This is a genomic window from Streptomyces sp. NPDC091972 (assembly GCF_044756385.1).
In the GTDB taxonomy this organism is placed as follows: domain Bacteria; phylum Actinomycetota; class Actinomycetes; order Streptomycetales; family Streptomycetaceae; genus Streptomyces.
In genome coordinates, this window is record NZ_JBIVSV010000021.1 from 42525 (window position 1) to 59073 (window position 16549).

Annotated in this window: 18 protein-coding genes; 7 read left to right on the plus strand and 11 right to left on the minus strand. The window is 71.0% G+C overall.

The window, feature by feature from the left end:
• Positions 1 to 53 precede the first annotated feature (53 nt).
• Positions 54 to 737, plus strand: a complete 684-nt coding sequence (gene def / locus ACIQJT_RS39615; protein WP_365462039.1) for a peptide deformylase — start codon at positions 54 to 56, stop codon at positions 735 to 737.
• Between the two features lie 105 nt (positions 738 to 842).
• Here the strand turns inward: def and ACIQJT_RS39620 are convergent, their stop codons facing one another.
• A complete protein-coding gene (locus ACIQJT_RS39620; protein ID WP_402650359.1) occupies positions 843 to 2129 on the minus strand; it encodes a geranylgeranyl reductase family protein in 1287 nt (428 codons plus the stop codon).
• 122 nt (positions 2130 to 2251) lie between these two features.
• On the opposite strand from ACIQJT_RS39620, the gene ACIQJT_RS39625 reads away from it, so the two are divergent.
• Together ACIQJT_RS39625 and ACIQJT_RS39630 are read left to right on the plus strand one after the other, a co-directional pair.
• A complete protein-coding gene (locus tag ACIQJT_RS39625) occupies positions 2252 to 2758 on the plus strand; it encodes a GNAT family N-acetyltransferase (RefSeq protein WP_402650360.1) in 507 nt (168 codons plus the stop codon).
• Positions 2759 to 2887: 129 nt separating this feature from the next.
• Entirely contained in the window at positions 2888 to 3205 is a 318-nt protein-coding gene (locus ACIQJT_RS39630; RefSeq protein WP_053850581.1) for a PASTA domain-containing protein, read from the plus strand.
• Between the two features lie 16 nt (positions 3206 to 3221).
• Here the strand turns inward: ACIQJT_RS39630 and ACIQJT_RS39635 are convergent, their stop codons facing one another.
• The 4 genes from ACIQJT_RS39635 to ACIQJT_RS39650 are packed head-to-tail and all read right to left on the minus strand — an operon-like array spanning position 3222 to position 7835.
• Positions 3222 to 3917, minus strand: coding sequence for a demethylmenaquinone methyltransferase (locus ACIQJT_RS39635; protein WP_365462033.1), 696 nt, complete (start codon positions 3915 to 3917; stop codon positions 3222 to 3224).
• Complete coding sequence (locus tag ACIQJT_RS39640; protein WP_402650361.1) at positions 3914 to 5206, minus strand: acyltransferase; 1293 nt, start codon at positions 5204 to 5206, stop codon at positions 3914 to 3916. The genes ACIQJT_RS39635 and ACIQJT_RS39640 overlap by 4 nt, the downstream gene beginning before the upstream one ends.
• Entirely contained in the window at positions 5203 to 7440 is a 2238-nt protein-coding gene (locus ACIQJT_RS39645; protein ID WP_402650362.1) for a bifunctional polysaccharide deacetylase/glycosyltransferase family 2 protein, read from the minus strand. Before ACIQJT_RS39645 ends, ACIQJT_RS39640 begins: the two co-directional genes overlap by 4 nt.
• Positions 7441 to 7457: 17 nt before the next feature.
• Positions 7458 to 7835, minus strand: a complete 378-nt coding sequence (locus ACIQJT_RS39650) for a hypothetical protein (RefSeq protein ID WP_365462027.1) — start codon at positions 7833 to 7835, stop codon at positions 7458 to 7460.
• A gap of 167 nt (positions 7836 to 8002) precedes the next feature.
• Between ACIQJT_RS39650 and ACIQJT_RS39655 the strand changes: the two genes are divergently transcribed.
• Positions 8003 to 9013: a chitinase gene (locus tag ACIQJT_RS39655; RefSeq protein ID WP_402650363.1), complete on the plus strand. Its 1011-nt coding sequence runs from the start codon at positions 8003 to 8005 to the stop codon at positions 9011 to 9013.
• A 58-nt stretch (positions 9014 to 9071) separates the two neighbouring features.
• On the opposite strand, the gene ACIQJT_RS39660 is transcribed toward ACIQJT_RS39655, so the two are convergent.
• The 5 genes from ACIQJT_RS39660 to ACIQJT_RS39680 form a co-directional block, all read right to left on the minus strand.
• Positions 9072 to 9620 carry an imidazolonepropionase-like domain-containing protein gene (locus ACIQJT_RS39660; RefSeq protein WP_402650364.1) on the minus strand — a complete coding sequence of 183 codons (549 nt, stop codon included), beginning with the start codon at positions 9618 to 9620 and terminating at the stop codon, positions 9072 to 9074.
• Positions 9621 to 9627: 7 nt separating this feature from the next.
• The gene (gene mqnC / locus ACIQJT_RS39665; RefSeq protein WP_365462021.1) at positions 9628 to 10827 is read right to left on the minus strand and encodes a cyclic dehypoxanthinyl futalosine synthase; all 1200 of its coding nucleotides are present in this window, start codon (positions 10825 to 10827) and stop codon (positions 9628 to 9630) included.
• A 71-nt stretch (positions 10828 to 10898) separates the two neighbouring features.
• Positions 10899 to 11627, minus strand: coding sequence for a prepilin peptidase (locus tag ACIQJT_RS39670; protein WP_402650365.1), 729 nt, complete (start codon positions 11625 to 11627; stop codon positions 10899 to 10901).
• Positions 11624 to 13444, minus strand: a complete 1821-nt coding sequence (locus tag ACIQJT_RS39675) for a protein kinase (protein ID WP_402650366.1) — start codon at positions 13442 to 13444, stop codon at positions 11624 to 11626. Before ACIQJT_RS39675 ends, ACIQJT_RS39670 begins: the two co-directional genes overlap by 4 nt.
• Before the next feature lie 40 nt (positions 13445 to 13484).
• Positions 13485 to 14333 carry a menaquinone biosynthetic enzyme MqnA/MqnD family protein gene (locus tag ACIQJT_RS39680; RefSeq protein ID WP_053850039.1) on the minus strand — a complete coding sequence of 283 codons (849 nt, stop codon included), beginning with the start codon at positions 14331 to 14333 and terminating at the stop codon, positions 13485 to 13487.
• A 285-nt stretch (positions 14334 to 14618) separates the two neighbouring features.
• Between ACIQJT_RS39680 and ACIQJT_RS39685 the strand changes: the two genes are divergently transcribed.
• Positions 14619 to 14822 (plus strand): cold-shock protein, encoded by a 204-nt coding sequence (locus ACIQJT_RS39685; RefSeq protein WP_003992177.1) that lies wholly within the window; start codon positions 14619 to 14621, stop codon positions 14820 to 14822.
• A 108-nt stretch (positions 14823 to 14930) separates the two neighbouring features.
• Here the strand turns inward: ACIQJT_RS39685 and ACIQJT_RS39690 are convergent, their stop codons facing one another.
• Positions 14931 to 15482 carry a helix-turn-helix domain-containing protein gene (locus tag ACIQJT_RS39690; RefSeq protein ID WP_402650367.1) on the minus strand — a complete coding sequence of 184 codons (552 nt, stop codon included), beginning with the start codon at positions 15480 to 15482 and terminating at the stop codon, positions 14931 to 14933.
• 68 nt (positions 15483 to 15550) lie between these two features.
• Here ACIQJT_RS39690 and ACIQJT_RS39695 point away from each other — a divergent pair, with 68 nt between their 5' ends.
• Positions 15551 to 16219, plus strand: coding sequence for an AzlC family ABC transporter permease (locus ACIQJT_RS39695; RefSeq protein WP_402650368.1), 669 nt, complete (start codon positions 15551 to 15553; stop codon positions 16217 to 16219).
• Entirely contained in the window at positions 16216 to 16530 is a 315-nt protein-coding gene (locus ACIQJT_RS39700) for an AzlD domain-containing protein (protein WP_365462011.1), read from the plus strand. The genes ACIQJT_RS39695 and ACIQJT_RS39700 overlap by 4 nt, the downstream gene beginning before the upstream one ends.
• Positions 16531 to 16549 lie beyond the last annotated feature (19 nt).

The following is a 16549-nucleotide window of genomic DNA, read 5'->3' on the forward strand; positions in this document are numbered from 1 at the left end:
TGGGGGTCCGCGGTGCGCGTCCGCACCGCCCCCACCAGACAGGAGACATCCGCATGCCCAGTGTGTTCGTGCAAGGCAGGCCCACCGACTCGTACCCCCGGCTCGCCCCCGAGGCCCGGCGCGGGCAGGTGCGGCGCATCACCGAGGTCGGCGAGGAGGTGCTGCACAGGCCCTGCCGGGACGTGACGGAGTTCGGGCCCGATCTGGCCGCGCTGATCGACGACATGTTCCTGACGATGTACATCGCCGACGGGGCGGGCCTCGCGGCGAACCAGGTCGGCGTCGATCTGCGGTTGTTCGTGTACGACTGCCCCGACGACGACGGTGTCCGGCATGTCGGGCACATCGTCAACCCGGTCCTGGATCCGCTCGATCCGGCCGGGCGCAGGCTGCTCGACGACGGCGAGGGGTGCCTGTCGGTGCCCGGAGCCGTCATGGACGTACCGCGTCCGGACCGGGCCGTGGTCCGGGGGGTCGACCGGGACGGGGAGCCGCTCGTGATCGAGGGGACCGGCTACTTCGCGCGGTGCCTGGCGCACGAGACCGACCATGTGAACGGGCACGTGTATCTGGACCGGCTGTCCAGGCGGGACCGCAAGGAGGCGCTGCGGCAGGCGGCGGACCGGCGGGAGGAGGTGCTCGCCCGCCGGGCGGCCAACGCCGAGGCGCTGAACGGCGCTCGGGACACCCGTGCCGCTCGGGGCACCCCGGATGCCCGGGGCACGTTCAGCGCCTGAGGGAGTGGACCAGCGCCCACACCGACACCGCGATGAGGATGACGAACACGGGTAGCGCGAGCCCTGCGTCCATCCTTCCAAGGTGCCCCACTCCCGGGCTCCCCGTCACGCCTTCGGCGCCACCTTGCTCAGCCCGTTGATGATCCGGTCCATCGCGTCGCCGCCGGTGGGGTCGGTGAGGTTGGCGAGCATCTTGAGGGTGAACTTCATGAGCAGCGGGTGGGTCAGGCCGCGCTGGGCCGCGATCTTCATGACCTTCGGGTTGCCGATGAGCTTCACGAAGGCGCGGCCCAGCGTGTAGTAGCCGCCGTAGGTGTCCTTGAGGACCTGCGGGTAGCGCTGGAGGGCGATCTCCCGCTGGGCGGGCGTGGCGCGGGCGTGGGCCTGGACGATGACGTCGGCGGCGATCTGGCCGGACTCCATGGCGTAGGCGATGCCCTCGCCGTTGAAGGGGTTCACCATGCCGCCGGCGTCGCCGACCAGGAGCAGGCCCTTGGTGTAGTGCGGCTGGCGGTTGAAGGCCATCGGCAGGGCGGCACCGCGGATCGGGCCGGTCATGTTCTCCGGGGTGTAGCCCCAGTCCTCCGGCATGGAGGCGCACCAGGCCTTCAGCACCTCGCGCCAGTCGAGCTCCTTGAAGGAGTCGGAGGTGTTCAGCACGCCGAGGCCGACGTTGGAGGTGCCGTCGCCCATGCCGAAGATCCAGCCGTAGCCGGGCAGCAGCCGGTCCTCGCCGGGACCGCGCCGGTCCCACAGCTCCAGCCAGGACTCCAGGTAGTCGTCCTTGTGGCGGGGGCTCTCGAAGTACGTCCGTACGGCGACGCCCATCGGGCGGTCCTCGCGGCGGTGCAGGCCCATCGCGAGGGAGAGCCGGGTGGAGTTGCCGTCGGCGGCGACCACGAGGGGCGCGTGGAAGGTGACTTCGCGCTTGTCCTCGCCGAGCTTCGCGTGCACGCCGGTGATGCGGCCGGTGCGGTCGTCGACGATCGGGGCGCCGACGTTGCAGCGCTCGTAGAGCCGGGCACCGGCCTTCTGGGCCTGGCGGGCGAGCTGCTCGTCGAAGTCGTCGCGCTTGCGGACGAGGCCGTAGTCGGGGAAGGAGGCCAGCTCCGGCCAGTCGAGCTGGAGGCGTACCCCGCCGCCGATGATGCGAAGGCCCTTGTTGCGCAGCCAGCCGGCCTCTTCGGAGATGTCGATGCCCATGGCCACGAGCTGTTTGGTGGCCCGGGGCGTGAGACCGTCGCCGCAGACCTTCTCGCGCGGGAACTCGGTCTTCTCCAGCAGGAGCACGTCGAGGCCGGACTTGGCCAGGTGGTACGCGGTCGTGGAGCCGGCCGGCCCCGCGCCGACGACGATGACATCGGCGGTGTTCTCGGACAGGGGCTCGGTCACTGCGGGATCTCCCCAGGCTCGGAATCAAGTTCGGAATCAAGTTCTGAATCCGCGTGCCGACCGGCACTGGACATGGGCAGTCTATTCAGCAGAATTGATCACCCGGCTGAAGGGCTGCCCCAGTGAACCGAGCTCTGCCCGTGGTACGGCTGCGTGTCCCCACCGACGAGGACGCCGTGGCCTGGCACCGGGTCTTCGACGACCCGGACGTCATGGAGTTCCATGGCGGCAAGTCCGCGGAGTTGTCCGTCTACGAGGAACTCACCGCGCGCCAGCGCCGGCACGACGCCGAGCTGGGTTTCTGCCTGTGGACCATGGTCGACGAGGACGGGCGGGTCATCGGCTTCACCGGTGCCCAGCCCTGGCCGCGGGACTGGGGGCCGACGGGCGAGATCGAGATCGGCTGGCGGCTCGGCCGGGCGTACTGGGGCAAGGGGTACGCCACCGTGGCCGCGCGGATGACCCTGGAGCGGCTCAAGGCGGCGGGCGTCACCGACGTGGTGGCGATGGTCAGACCCGGCAACGAACGGTCGATAGCGGTCACCAAGCGCCTCGGCATGGAACTCGCGGAGACCTACCCGCACCCCCTCTTCCAGGAAGAGGCGCTCTGCTTCCGGCTCTCCCTGTAGGGGAAGTTACTCACCGTAGCGTTCTGTTACAGAAAGACATCCGGCACTTCCGGCCGCCACAGGGCCGGAGTTACCCTTCCAGTACCGCTGGGGGTGACATCTGTGCACATAACACCCAAGACGCCCGAAGTGCGCGTGCCGCGTCTGGTCGGACTCATGGCCGTGGACGCGCGCGAGACGGCCCAGGCGCAGGGCCTGTTCGTCAACGCGCCGGACCGCAAGGACTTCCACCAGTCCGTCGTGGACTACGTCGTACGCCAGTACCCGCAGGCCGGCGCGGAGGTGCCGCGGGACTCGGTGGTGTACGTGTGGTTCGACCTCGGCCCGGGTGAGGGCGGCGGGGGCATCCGCGAGCCCCGCGTCCCCAGACCCCCGAGCGGGGGCCTGCAGCGCGAACTGGACGAGCCGGGCGATCCGTACGTGGTCCGCTGCGTGACCGGACTCTGAGCCGGCGCCGGGCCGGTCAGCCCGCCTTGACGCCCCGGTGCAGGGCCACGATCCCGCCCGTCAGGTTCCGCCACGCCACCTTCGACCAGCCCGCCTTCTGGAGGCGCTCCGCGAGGGCCGGCTGGTCGGGCCAGGCGCGGATGGACTCGGCGAGGTAGACGTACGCGTCGGGGTTGGAGGAGACCGCGCGGGCCACCGGCGGCAGGGCGCGCATCAGGTACTCGGTGTAGACCGTGCGGAAGGGCGCCCAGGTCGGGTGGGAGAACTCGCAGATCACGACCCGGCCGCCGGGCCGCGTCACCCGGTACATCTCGCGCAGCGCGGCGTCGGTGTCCTGGACGTTGCGCAGCCCGAAGGAGATGGTGACGGCGTCGAAGGTGTCGTCCTGGAAGGGCAGCTTCGTGGCGTCGCCCGCGGTGAACGGCAGCCAGGAGTGGTTCCGCTTGCCGACCCGGAGCATGCCCAGCGAGAAGTCGCAGGGCACGACGTAGGCGCCGGTGCGGGCGAAGGGCAGCGACGAGGTGGCGGTGCCCGCCGCCAGGTCCAGGATCTTCTGGGCGGGGCGGGCGTCGACGGCCCTGGCGACCTCCTTGCGCCACACCCGGTCCTGGCCCAGCGACAGCACGTCGTTGGTCAGGTCGTACCGTTCCGCCACGTCGTCGAACATCGAGGCGACTTCGTGCGGCTGCTTGTTCAGGGAAGCGCGGGTCACGTCCCCATTCTTGCAGGCCGCCCACCCGGAAGAAGCTGCGGCTTCCTCTTCCCGGCCACGTCCTCCACCCATCCGCACAGCAGCACGAACACCGCGAGGAGGACCCAGCCGACGCCGAACATGAACCACTGGCTCTCCAGCGGCAGCCACTTCTCGAACGCGGGCACGTTCCAGAACTCGTCGATCAGCGGCACCGCGAGGATCAGCGCGATCTCGTGCCACAGGTAGATCGTCACCGCGCGGGAGTTGAAGGCGGTGACGACCCGGTCCGTGCGCCGGAAGCGGGTCAGCCACGCGAAGTCGATCCGGAAGTACGACTTGGCCCACATCAGCAGCATCACGTACCCGGCGGACCAGAAGGCCTGTCCGAGGGGGATGTCGTCGAGGTCGTACGACCCCGTCTCGGCCCGGTGGGTGAAGGCGTACCAGCCGCCGAACCCGAGCGCGGCGAGCGAGAGCACGACCACGGCCGCCGGCTTGAGCCGGTCCAGGACCCGGTCCCGGTGGGCGAAGCCGAGAAGCCAGCAGAACAGGAAGGTCGCGAGGTCGGTCAGCGCGCTGCCGAGACGGTCGTCGGGGGGCTCCCACAGGAACCGGAGGACGACGATCGGGACCAGGGACGCCAGCAGGACCGGCACCGGGGCGAGCCGGAACACCCTCAGCAGCACCGGGGACAGCAGGACGAACCAGAGGTAGGTGCGCAGGTACCAGAGGATCTCCCAGGCCTGCTCGCCCCACGCGTCGCCCGGCGGGTCGCCGAGCGGCACGACCCAGAAGACGATCCGCCAGTCCGGCATCCAGTCGTGGACCAGCATCGCGAGGACCACGAAGACGCCCCAGAACCAGAACGGCGGCAGCAGGCGGCGCAGCCGGCTCCTGATCACCTGGGCCGCCGGGCGCTCCAGGGACTTCGCCATCAGGGTCCCGGCCAGGCCGAACATGACGCCCATGGAGGGGAAGACCAGGCCGGCCCAGGCCCACCCGAACGTGTGATAGGCGACGACCCGGACCAGGGCGACGGCTCTCAGCGTGTCGAAGTAGCGGTCACGGCCGGCGGGCCGAGACGGAGGCTTCTCCTCCTCCGCCTCGGCGTCGGTGGGAGCACCGGGCACCGGTGGCTCCGGTTCCGGCTCCACCACCGGCAAGGGGGCTGTCGCGTACGGCACCGGGTCCACGTACTGCTGCGGGTACGACTGCTGTACGTACTCCGGGTACCCGTACTCGGGCCCGTATCCCCGGTACTGCTGCGGATACCCCTGCTGCTGGTATCCCTGCTGCTCCCAGCTCATCGGCCGACCCCCGCCGGGGTGCCGACCTCGCCGGTCCGCTTCAGCTTCTGCCAGCGCAGGCGGCCGCCGGTGAGCGCGGTGATGCAGGAGTGGATCAGGACGAGGTACATCATCTGCCGGTAGGCGAGCTGCTGGAGCGGCATCATCAGCAGATAGCGGTACCGCTCCTTGTCCAGCCTGAAGGCGTACGCGGCGCACACGAGCTGGACGCCGAGGACCGCGAGCCACGCGTACAGCGCCGCCCGGAAGTCGACGAAGATCATCGAGTATGCGGTGAACACGTCGATCAGCGGGGCGAAGACCGGCGTGACGATCTGGAAGATCACCACCAGCGGCATGCCGACCCGGCCGAAGCGGCCCGAGGGCCCCCTGTCGGTGAGGGACTTGCGGTGCTTCCACAGCGCCTGCATGGTGCCGTACGACCACCGGTAACGCTGCGACCAGAGCTGCTTGAGGGAGCCCGGTGCCTCGGTCCAGGCGCGGGCGTGCTCCTGGTAGACGACCCGCCGGCCCGCGCGGTGCATCGCGATGGTGATGTCGGTGTCCTCGGCGAGGGTGTCCTCGCTCATGCCGCCGACCTGGAGGACCGCCTCGCGGCGGAACGCGCCGATCGCGCCCGGGATGGTGGGCATGCAGCGCAGCAGGTCGTACATCCGGCGGTCGAGGTTGAAACCCATCACGTACTCGATGTGCTGCCAGGCCCCGATCACGGTGTTGCGGTTGCCGACCTTGGCGTTGCCGGCGACCGCGCCGACCTCCGGGTCGGCGAAGGGCTGCACGAGCTGCCGTACGGTGTCCGGCTCGAAGACGGTGTCGCCGTCCATCATCACGACGATGTCGTGACTGGCGTGGCGGACACCGTTGTTGAGGGCGGCCGGCTTGCCGGCGTTCTCCTGGCGGATGACGCGGACGTTGGTCATGCCGAGGGCCCGGGCCGCCTCCCGCGAGATCTCGGAGGTGCCGTCCGACGAACCGTCGTCCACCACGATGATCTCGATCGGATGGGTGCTCCTCGCCAGCGACTCCAGGGTGTTGGCGATGCACTCCTTCTCGTTGTACGCCGGGACGATCACGGTCACCGGCCGGGTGACCGCGGGCCCCCACGAGAAGCGGCGTCTGTTGCGTTGCCGGTAGTGGCGGCGGGCGAGGATCAGCATCATCCCGAACCGGCCCATGACGGCAACGCCCACCACCACGAGTCCGGCCGACAGCGCGGGCACGGTGTACTCGGCGACGGCCACGGCCACGACGAGCGCCTTGCCCTCGTAGAGGGTTGCCCCGGTGGCCTCGCGGTGGGCGGCCTGGAGGCGGTCGGTGCCGTTCCGGTTGCCGACCGGGAACTGCGCGCCCGTGTTCTGCGCCTCGACGACCCCGCTGACGGTGGTGAAGGTGTAGCCCTTCGCCCGCATCTTCTCGATGTACTTCGGCAGCGCGGCGATCGTCTGCTCGCGGTCGCCACCGGCGTCGTGCATCAGCACGGAGGCGCCCGAGGTCCCGGACGGGGTGGCCCACTTGACGATCTTCGAGACGCCCGGCTTCTTCCAGTCGTCGCTGTCGGTGTCGACGAAGACGCTGGTGTAACCCTCCTCGCCGAGCTTCTTGTAGACGGGCCAGCTGTAGTTGTCGATCGCGTCCGTCTCCGAGGAGTACGGCGCCCGGAACAGCGTGGTGGTGATGCCGGCCGCGCCAGCCAGGGCGAGCTGCGTCTGGGTCATCTCGCGCCGGATGCGGGCGTCGCTCTGGTACGAGAGGTCGACGTGGGTGAAGGTGTGGATGCCCACCTCGTTGCCCTGGTCGACCATGTCCTTCACGATCCCCGGGTAGCGCGAGACCATCGAGCCCACCACGAAGAACGTCGCCGGTACGTCGTACTTCTCCAGGATCTCCAGCACCTGGGGCGTGTACGTCGGGTTGGGGCCGTCGTCGAAGGTGAGCGCGATCGTCTTGTCCGGCACGGAGGTCGTGGTCGCCTGGCCGCCCCGGAAGCTGATGATCGGCCCCCCGTTGATGATCTCGTCGGGGACCTTGCTGGAGCTGGCGCCGTCGCGCACCCGCTGGTCGCCGCCGACCTCGGCGCGCAGATAGCCGTCGAGCAGCATCACGCTGGTCAGGCCGAGCAGGAGCAGCAGGGCGAGGACGACCCGCGGTTTCTGGAGCGCCGCGGCCCTGCCCGCCGCCCGCTCGATGCGGGAGGGGGCACGCCGGCGGCCGCGGGAGGGCGTCGTCGTGGTCATGTGGTGGGCCGTTCCGGTCAGTTGGAGGCCGCGGAGGCGGTCGCGGTCGGGGCGGTGCCTGCGGGCGGGGTACCGGTGGGCAGCGCGGGCGGGGTGCCGACACCGCCCTGCGGCCGGAAGCCGCCGGGGCCGGATGTGGAGGAACCGCCGGGCCCGCCGCCCGCGAAGGGCAGCAGCGTCGTACTGGAGACGCCGATGCCCATGAAGGCCAGGCCCAGGACGACGGCGTAGCCGAGGGACAGGGCGCCGAGGAGGAGGCCGATCCGGCGCAGCAGCCTGGAGCGGCGTCCGGAGTTGTCAACGAACACGGGCCCCTCGGCGGACCCGTTACTGCCGCGTTTGCGGCGGTGACCGCGCATGTCCGCGCGGTTTTCGGTGGCAGGCTCGGAATGCATTTCCCAGACGTTAGGCGGTCTTTATGTGTTCACATTTGGCGTTCTTGTGAAGCGCATATGAGAAGGCCCTTATGCTGTCTGTTTCCTGAGAGGGGCCGGGAAAGCTCAGGTCCGTGTGAGACATTCGCTCCCCGAAAGGCGACCTCACGAGAGCGGGTGCATGTGAAATGCGGAGTTTCCTGAAGCCGATGGCCGGGCTCAGTTGTCTGGTCGCCCTGGCCACGGCGGGGTGTTCCTCCGCATCGGACAGCGCCTCGGACGCGAAGCCGCCGGACCGCAGCAGCGCGTCACCGTCGGCGGTCACCGGGTACGCCCCGTACGTCAGTGCCACCGGGGCCTCCGACAACGACTCCGCGGGCTCGCCCTCCGTGTACAACCTCGCGTTCGTGATCGCCGACGGCAGTGACTGCACGCCGTCCTGGAACGGCACGTCCGCCGTCGGCGACGCGTCCGTCGCGTCCCGGATCGACGCGCTCAAGGAGGACGGCGCCGAGGTGCGGGTCTCCTTCGGCGGGGCGTCCGGGAAGGAGCTGGCGGAGACCTGCTCCAGCGCGGCGGAGCTCGCGGCGGCGTACGGCTCCGCGCTGGACGCGGCGGGTTCCTCGCTCGCCGACTTCGACATCGAGGGGGACGCGCTGACGGACTCCGAGTCGGTGGAGCTGCGGTCCGAGGCGATCGCGTTGCTCCAGAAGGAACGGACCGGTCTCGCCGTCTCGTTCACGCTTCCCGTGATGCCGTCGGGGCTCGACGACGACAGCGTGGCTCTGCTGGAGTCCGCGAACGACAACGCGGTTCAGGTGTCGACGGTCAACATCATGACGATGAACTACGGGGAGTCGTACGACGGGGACATGGGGGATTACGCGATCACCTCGGCGAAGGCGGCGCAGAGTCAGTTGAAGAAGGTGTTCGGCACGTCCGACTCCACCGCGTGGCGGGGAATGGCGCTCACGTCGATGATCGGCACGAATGATGTGGCCGGGGAGACGTTCACCTTGTCCGACGCGGCGCAGGTGCGGGAGTTCGCGGAGTCGAAGCAGGTGGCGTGGGTGTCCATGTGGTCGGCGTTCCGGGATCGGCAGTGTGCGTCGGGGGACTCGGATGCGGATGACGCGTTGACCAATTGCAGCGGGGTTTCCCAGTCCGCAGGGGCGTTCGGAGAGGCTTTGGCGGGTTGAGTTCCGAGTGCCGGCCTGCGGGGGCTCGTCGCGCAGTTCCCCGCGCCCCTTGAAGCCCCTACCTGCGCCTGTGCAGCAAGCGGCCCCTGATCACCGTGGCCACGCACTCCGGTGCGTCGAAGACCACGAAGGTCGCGTCCGCGCCCGGGAGCAGCGGGATCAGGGGCTCCTCCGTGAAGCTGTGCTCGATCCTCAGGCCCGACCTGTGCACGGCGTCGATCACCGTGGGGCGCTGCAAGGGGCCCACCACCGCCACCGTGCCCTTCGCCAGCAACCGCTGTACGCCCCGGCGCGCGCTCGCGCCCCATCGCGCGTCGGTCATGGCCAGGGCCGACAGTGCCTCGCCGGTGAGGGGTTCGTCGCCCAGGTCCTCGCGGGGGTCGGGGTGGTAGGACTCCTCCAGCAGCTCCCGCCCGTGCGGGTCCAGCAGGCCGGGGGTGATGCGGCCGGGCCAGCGGCGCACCCGTGCTGCCGGGTGGGCCGCCGCCAGGTCCTCGTACGCCTCCACGGCCGCGATGTGCCGTCCCTCGACCAGTACGGCCCCGCCGGGCAGCAAGGACCTCCCGCCCCCCGGGACCACGACGTCGGCCGTGTGGATCGTCAGCACCGCGCGCCTAGTTGGACGCGAGGATCTTCAACTCGGGGTGGGCCGTGCCGCCCTCGATCGCCGTGGAGGAGATGTGGGACATCACGCGCGCGTCGACCGGGTCGTTCGCCGGGTCGTCGTGGACGACGAGGTGCTCGTACGTGGTGGAGCGCTGCGCCGGGACACGGCCCGCCGTGCGGATCATGTCGATCATTTCCTGGAGGTTGGAGCGGTGCTTTGCACCGGCCGCCGAGACGACGTTCTCCTCCAGCATGACCGAGCCGAGGTCGTCCGCGCCGTAGTGCAGGGTGAGCTGGCCCGCGTCCTGGCCGGTGGTCAGCCAGGAGCCCTGGATGTGGGCGATGTTGTCCATGAAGAGCCGGGAGATCGCGATCATCCGCAGGTACTCGAAGATCGTGGCCTGGGTGCGGCCCTTCAGGTGGTTGTTCATCGGCTGGTAGAGGTACGGGATGAAGGCCCGGAAGCCGCCCGTGCGGTCCTGGACGTCACGGATCATCCGCAGGTGCTCGATGCGCTCGGCGTTGGTCTCGCCGGTGCCCATGAGCATGGTGGAGGTGGACTCCACGCCCAGCCGGTGCGCGGTCTCCATGATCTCCAGCCAGCGCTCGCCGGACTCCTTGAGCGGGGCGATGGCCTTGCGGGGCCGCTCGGGCAGCAGCTCGGCGCCGGCGCCGGCGAAGGAGTCGAGACCGGCCGCGTGGATGCGCTGGATCGCCTCCTCGACGCTCACCTTGGAGATCCGGGCCATGTGCTCGACCTCGGACGCGCCCAGCGAGTGGATCACCAGCTGGGGGAACTCCTTCTTGATGGCGGCGAAGTGCTTCTCGTAGTACTCCACGCCGTAGTCCGGGTGGTGGCCGCCCTGGAACATGATCTGCGTGCCGCCGAGCTCGACGGTCTCCGCGCACCGGCGCAGGATGTCGTCCAGGTCGCGGGTCCAGCCCTTGTCCTTGGCGGTGGGCGGGGCGTAGAACGCGCAGAACTTGCACGCCGTGACGCAGACGTTGGTGTAGTTGATGTTCCGCTCGATGATGTACGTCGCGATGTGCTCCGTGCCCGCGTACCGGCGGCGGCGCACGGCGTCCGCGGCCGAGCCCAGCGCGTGCAGCGGGGCGTCGCGGTAGAGGTCGAGCGCCTCCTCCGGGGTGATGCGCCCACCCTCGGCGGCACGGTCGAGGACGGACTGAAGGTCGGCCTTCTCGGTCACCGGGGCGTGCCTTTCGTCAAGGATTCGGGCGGTCCGGGCCAGCCTACGCCAGCCCTGTGACAAGCCGGATGTCAGGCCGTGTACGCACCGACGAGCAGCCCCGCGTACGCCCCCGTGATCAGGAACGGCCCGAACGGGATCGCCGTCTTGCGGCCCGCCCTGCCCGCCAGGACCAGGACACCGCCGTACAGCGCGCCGAGCAGGAACCCGGCGAAGGTGCCCAGCAGCACGGTGTCCCAGCCGTACCAGCCGAGGACCGCGCCCGCGCCGAGCGCCAGTTTCACGTCGCCGAAGCCCATGCCGCCGGGGTTGATCCGCCACAGCACCCAGTAGCCGACGCCGAGGGCGAGGGCGCCGGACAGGGCGTGCGTCCAGGTGCCGGCGTGCTCCGGCAGGAAGGAGACCGGCCCGAGCAGGGCGAGCGCGGCGACGGCGAGGGGGAGGGTGAGCGGGTCGGGCAGCCGTCGTACGCGCACGTCGACGGCGGCGAGCAGGACGCCCACCGGGGTGAGCAGCAGCCAGACGGCGATCTCCGGGCGGGTGCCGGTGGCGACGGCGAGGGCGGCGCAGAGGAGGGCGGTGAGGGTGGGGAGGAGCAGGGCGCCGCGGCCGTAGGACTGCATGGTGCCGCAGTCGCGGCACCTCGCCCGTCCGAGCCAGCCGGTCAGGGGGTGGCCGTCGGGGCAGGTGTCGCGCCACGGGTGCTCGGGCGGGACGGAGAAGCGGTAGGCCGCGCGGGGCAGCAGCGCGCCCGTGGCCGCTCCCCACAGCGCGGCCACGGCGACGAGCAGCTCCGTCACCGCCCGACCTTCGACATCCGGGCCTCGGGGTAGCCCTCGGCCTGACTTTCGGAGGTGTACTTCAGGTCGTCGCCCACGGTGGTGAGGCGGACCGTGTGGGCGGTGGGGTTGCAGCCGGCGTGGTTGTCCGCGGCGCCGACGGCCGTGGTGACGAGTTCCGTGTCGGTGACCTTCTTCAGGGTGAGGACGTCGGTGCAGACCGCGCCGATCGCGTCGGTCTGCCGGAGGCGGCCCAACTCCTCGCCCACATCCGCCTTCTTGACGGTGATCCGGAAGGTCCCCATCGGCAGGCTCCCGCCGAGACCCGTGCCCTGGCCCTCCCAGGTGCCGAGGTAGCGGGCCGGGACCTCGGACGGCCCGCCCGACGCCTCGCCGGATGCCCCGCCCGACGGCGACGGGGAACCGGGCGGGGACGAGACGGAGGAGGTCGCCGACGGTACGGACGTGGGCGCGGAGGAGTACGCGTCGCTGCCGGGCGGGGAGCTCGCCGAGTCGTCGTCGCCGCCTCGGTCCGGCAGCAGGTCGAACACGAGCACCGACCCCACGGTCACGGCCGCCAGCGCGCCCGCCACCGCGAGCGCCACGGTGCAACTCATCCGACGCCCGCGGCCGTTGTCGCCGGACGTGGACGTGGCCGCCACGGAGACGGAGAGCTTTCCGGGACCGGACCGGCTGTCCGAGGGCACCACCGTCGCGTGCGGCACCGCGTCCCGGGGCTCCGGCACGGCGGGCCCGGAGGGAGGACCCGTGGGGGCCGGTGGCGTGACCGGAAACGCGGCGGGCCCGGTCGCGGGAGCCGGGGGTGCCCCCTGCGACACCGACGGCATCACCGGCGGCGGCCCGAACGCGCCGACCGACGCCGCCGGGCCCCCGCCCACGGAGGGGCTGCTGAACCCCACCGGCCCGGACGGCTGCTCCCCCACCGCCTCGAGGTTCAGCAGTTCCACGGCACTGCGCCCCACCTGCTCCACCAGGGCCCCCGGCAGCCACCCCGCCGCCACCAACCGGGCCGCGCCCTGCGGGGCCAGCCGGCGGGCCACCTCGCCCGGAGCCGGGCGGTCCTGCGCCGACTTGACCAGGCACTCCTGCACGACGGACCGCAACTCACCGCTCAACGAGCCGAGTTCGGGCTCCTCGTGGACGACCTTGTAGAGGAGCGAGGCCGAGGAGTCCCCGGGGAAGGGCGGTGTCCCCGTGGCCGCGTACGCCAGGACCGCGCCCAGGGAGAAGACGTCCGCCGCGCCCGACACCCCTTTGCTGAGGATCTGCTCGGGCGCCATGTAACCGGGCGAGCCGATCGAGACCCCCGTCGACGTCAGGGACGCGGTGCCGTCGGTGGCGCGGGCGATGCCGAAGTCGATGAGGAGGGGGCCGTCGACGGTGAGCAGGACGTTGGAGGGTTTCACGTCCCGGTGGACGAGCCCGAGTTGGTGCACGGCGGCGAGCGCCTCGGCCAGGCCCGCGCCCAGGACCCGTACGGAGTGCTCGGGCAGCGGGCCGCCGTCGGTGACCGCCGAGGCCAGCGAAGGGCCCGCCGCGTACCCGGTGGCGACCCAGGGCACGGCCGCCTCCGGGTCGGCGTCGAGGACCGGCGCGGTCCAGGCCCCGCCCACCCTGCGTGCCGCGTCCACCTCGCGCCGGAAGCGGGCGCGGAACTCCTCGTCGAGCGCGAAGTGCGGGTGCACGATCTTGACCGCGACCGTGCGGCCCCCGGCACTGCGGCCGAGGTAGACCCGGCCCATGCCGCCGGAGCCCAGCCGGCCGAGCAGCCGGTAGGGGCCCACGGCGGTGGGCTCGTCGACTCCCAGCGGCTGCATGCTGCCTCCCCCGTAAGGCCCCAGAAGGTTCAGATGCAGGTTAGGGCCGAAGCAGTTCCACCTTCACGTCCCCGGGGAAACCCGTCGTGGGTCCCACGCGGCGGGCGAACTCCGTGACGGCCGCGAGCTGCGGGTCGCCGAAGCGGAAGTCCAGGGTCGTGAAGTACTTCTCCAGGACCTCCTCGTCGAAGTCCTCCCAGCGGGCCGCCTGCTCGGCGACCTTGCCGACCTCCTCCAGGGAGAGGTTCCGGGAGGCGAGGAAGGCCTCGTGGACCTTGCGGGTGATGACCGGCTCGCGTTCGAGGTAGTCCCGGCGGGCGGCCCACACGGCGAAGACGAACGGCAGTCCCGTCCATTCCTTCCAGAGCGCGCCGAGGTCGTGCACCTGGAGGCCGTACTTCGGCCCGTCGAGGAGGTTCGCCCGCAGGGCCGCGTCCCCGATGAGCACGGCGGCCTCCGCCTCCTGCATCATCAGGCTGAGGTCGGGCGGGCAGGTGTAGTAGTCGGGCCGGACGCCGTAGCGCTCGGCGAGGAGGAGCTGGGCGAGGCGTACGGAGGTGCGCGAGGTCGACCCGAGGGCCACCCTCGCCCCGTCCAGTTCGTCCAGCGGGACCTGCGAGACGATGACGCAGGACATGACCGGGCCGTCGCAGCCGACGGCGATGTCGGGGAAGGCGACCAGGTCGTCCGCGTTCTTGAGGAACTCGACCAGGGTGATGGGCCCGATGTCGAGATCTCCCTGCACCAGCTTCTCGCTGAGCTTCTCCGGGGTGTCCTTCGTGAGCTCGAAGTCGAGGAGCGTGCCCGTCCTCGCGAGCCCCCAGTACAGGGGCAGGCAGTTCAGGAACTGGATGTGGCCGACGCGCGGCCGGGTGCGAGAATTGTCCACATCGCGACAGTAGACCCCTTGGGGTACGCTTCGGACTCCGGCCCCGGGGTCAACGCCTTCGCGATCTTCAAACATCCGGGTGACGTGATCTTGGCCTCTATTGCTTTCGGCTGCCCGCGTGCTAGGCTCGCCGCAAGTTGCAGTTTGGTTTCCCTTGCAGTACAGAGCCTGCGGAGCATGTAACCGCGGGCTCTAGTCGTTTTCAGAAGAATGCAGTTGTGCGGCACTGTTTTCACACTTGCAGGTTCTGGAGCAGGGCAACCCTTTTGGGCCCAAGGAGGGCTTATGGCTACCGGAACCGTGAAGTGGTTCAACGCCGAAAAGGGCTTTGGCTTCATCGCCCAGGAGGGCGGCGGCCCCGACGTCTTCGTCCACTACTCCGCGATCAACGCGAGCGGCTTCCGTTCGCTGGAGGAGAACCAGCAGGTCTCCTTCGACGTGACCCAGGGCCCGAAGGGCCCGCAGGCGGAGAACGTCACCCCCGTCTGAGCGATCCCGTCTCACAGGCGCTCCAGCCTCTGATCCGGACCTGAATGCAGTACCCAAGGAGCCCCGCGCCGCACGGCAGCGGGGCTCCTGCCTTGTCCGCCCGCGCTCTCACACGTGCTGCATGACGAGCACGAACGTCGTGCCGGGTTCGAGCGCCTCGTACGAATGGGCCACGTCTCCGCGGTACGTCATGTAGTCGCCGGAGTCCAGTTCGGCCTCCTCCCCCGCCGGTCCGGCCTTGACCCTTCCCGAGCCCACGATCAGGTGCTCGACGGTCCCCGGGATGTGCGGTTCCGATTCCCGTACGGCGCCCGGTTCGGCCCGCAGGTGGTAGATGTCCCGGCGTGCCCCGGGCGGGCTGGACGACAGCAGGGTGGCCGCGAAGTCGGCCCGCTCCGAGGCGACGGTCGGCCCCTGTCCCGCCCTGACCACCCGCACCGACGACACCGGCGGCTCCACCAGCGTGCTGAACGGCACGCCGAGCGCCACCCCCAGCGCCCACAGCGTCTCCACGCTCGGGTTGCCGCTCGCCGCCTCCAGCTGGGACAGCGTGGACTTGGCGATTCCGGCGCGCTTGGCCAGCTCGGAGAGGGAGAGGCCGGCGCGCGTGCGTTCACGGCGGAGCGCGGTGGCGATCCAGTCCAGGGGGCGTTCGGGCATGCTGTTCGCTCCATCGGTACGATCGTTCGCCTTGACGAACACAACTCCTACCGTCCACTGTAGTGAACATGCGTACGGCACAGCGAACAGCCCTGGTCCGTGACAGCGCGCTCGTCTGGCTCGCGAGCGGGGTCGTGGGCGTCTCCTTCGGCGCGATCGCCGTGACCGGCGGCCTGCCGGTGTGGGTGCCGGTGGTGATGTCCCTGCTCGTCTACGCGGGCTCCGCGCAGTTCAGCGCGGTGGGTGTGCTGGTGGCCGGGGGCGGCCCGGTCGCCGCAGCGGCCACGGGCCTGTTCCTGAACGCCCGTACGGTCGCCTACGGCCTGGCGGTGGCCGACATCCTCGGCCGGGGCCGGCTCGCCCGTCTCCTCGGCGCGCACCTGGTCACCGACGAGACCGTGGCCTTCGCGCTGGCCCAGCCGGATCCGGCGCGGCGCCGGGCGGCGTTCTGGATCTCCGGGCTCGGCCTGTTCGCGGTGTGGAACCTCGGCGTCCTGGCCGGGGCCCTCGCCGGGGGCGCGCTGGGCGACACCGGCACCTGGGGACTGGACGCCGCCTTCCCGGCCGTCCTCGTCGCCCTGGTGCTCCCCGTCCTGCGCGCGGATCCGGCCGTACGGCGTTCCGCGCTGCTCGGTGCCGGGCTGGCCCTGGCGGTCACCCCGGCCGTCCCGGCGGGGGTGCCGGTACTGGTGGCCCTGGCGGGACTGGTCCTGCACGGCCGCGGGAGGCCGGCGTGAGCGCGACGGTCGCCATGATCCTGGCGCTGGCGGTCGGGACGTACGCCTTCCGGCTGGTCGGGCCGGTGCTGCACGGGCGGGTGGAACTGCCGCCGCGGGTCCAGGAGTTGCTGGCCGCGGGTGCGGTGGTCCTGCTGGTGGCCCTGCTGGCGACGGGAGCGCTGACGGAGGGCGGCGGCTTCGCGGGCTGGGCGCGCCCGGCCGGAGTCCTGGCGGGGGCCGCGCTGGCCTGGCGCAGGGCGCCGTTCGTGGTGGTGGTCCTGGGGGCGGCGGCCACGACTGCCGTGCTGCGGGCGGTCGGTGTGGCGTGAGTGTCAGCGGGGGCCGCTA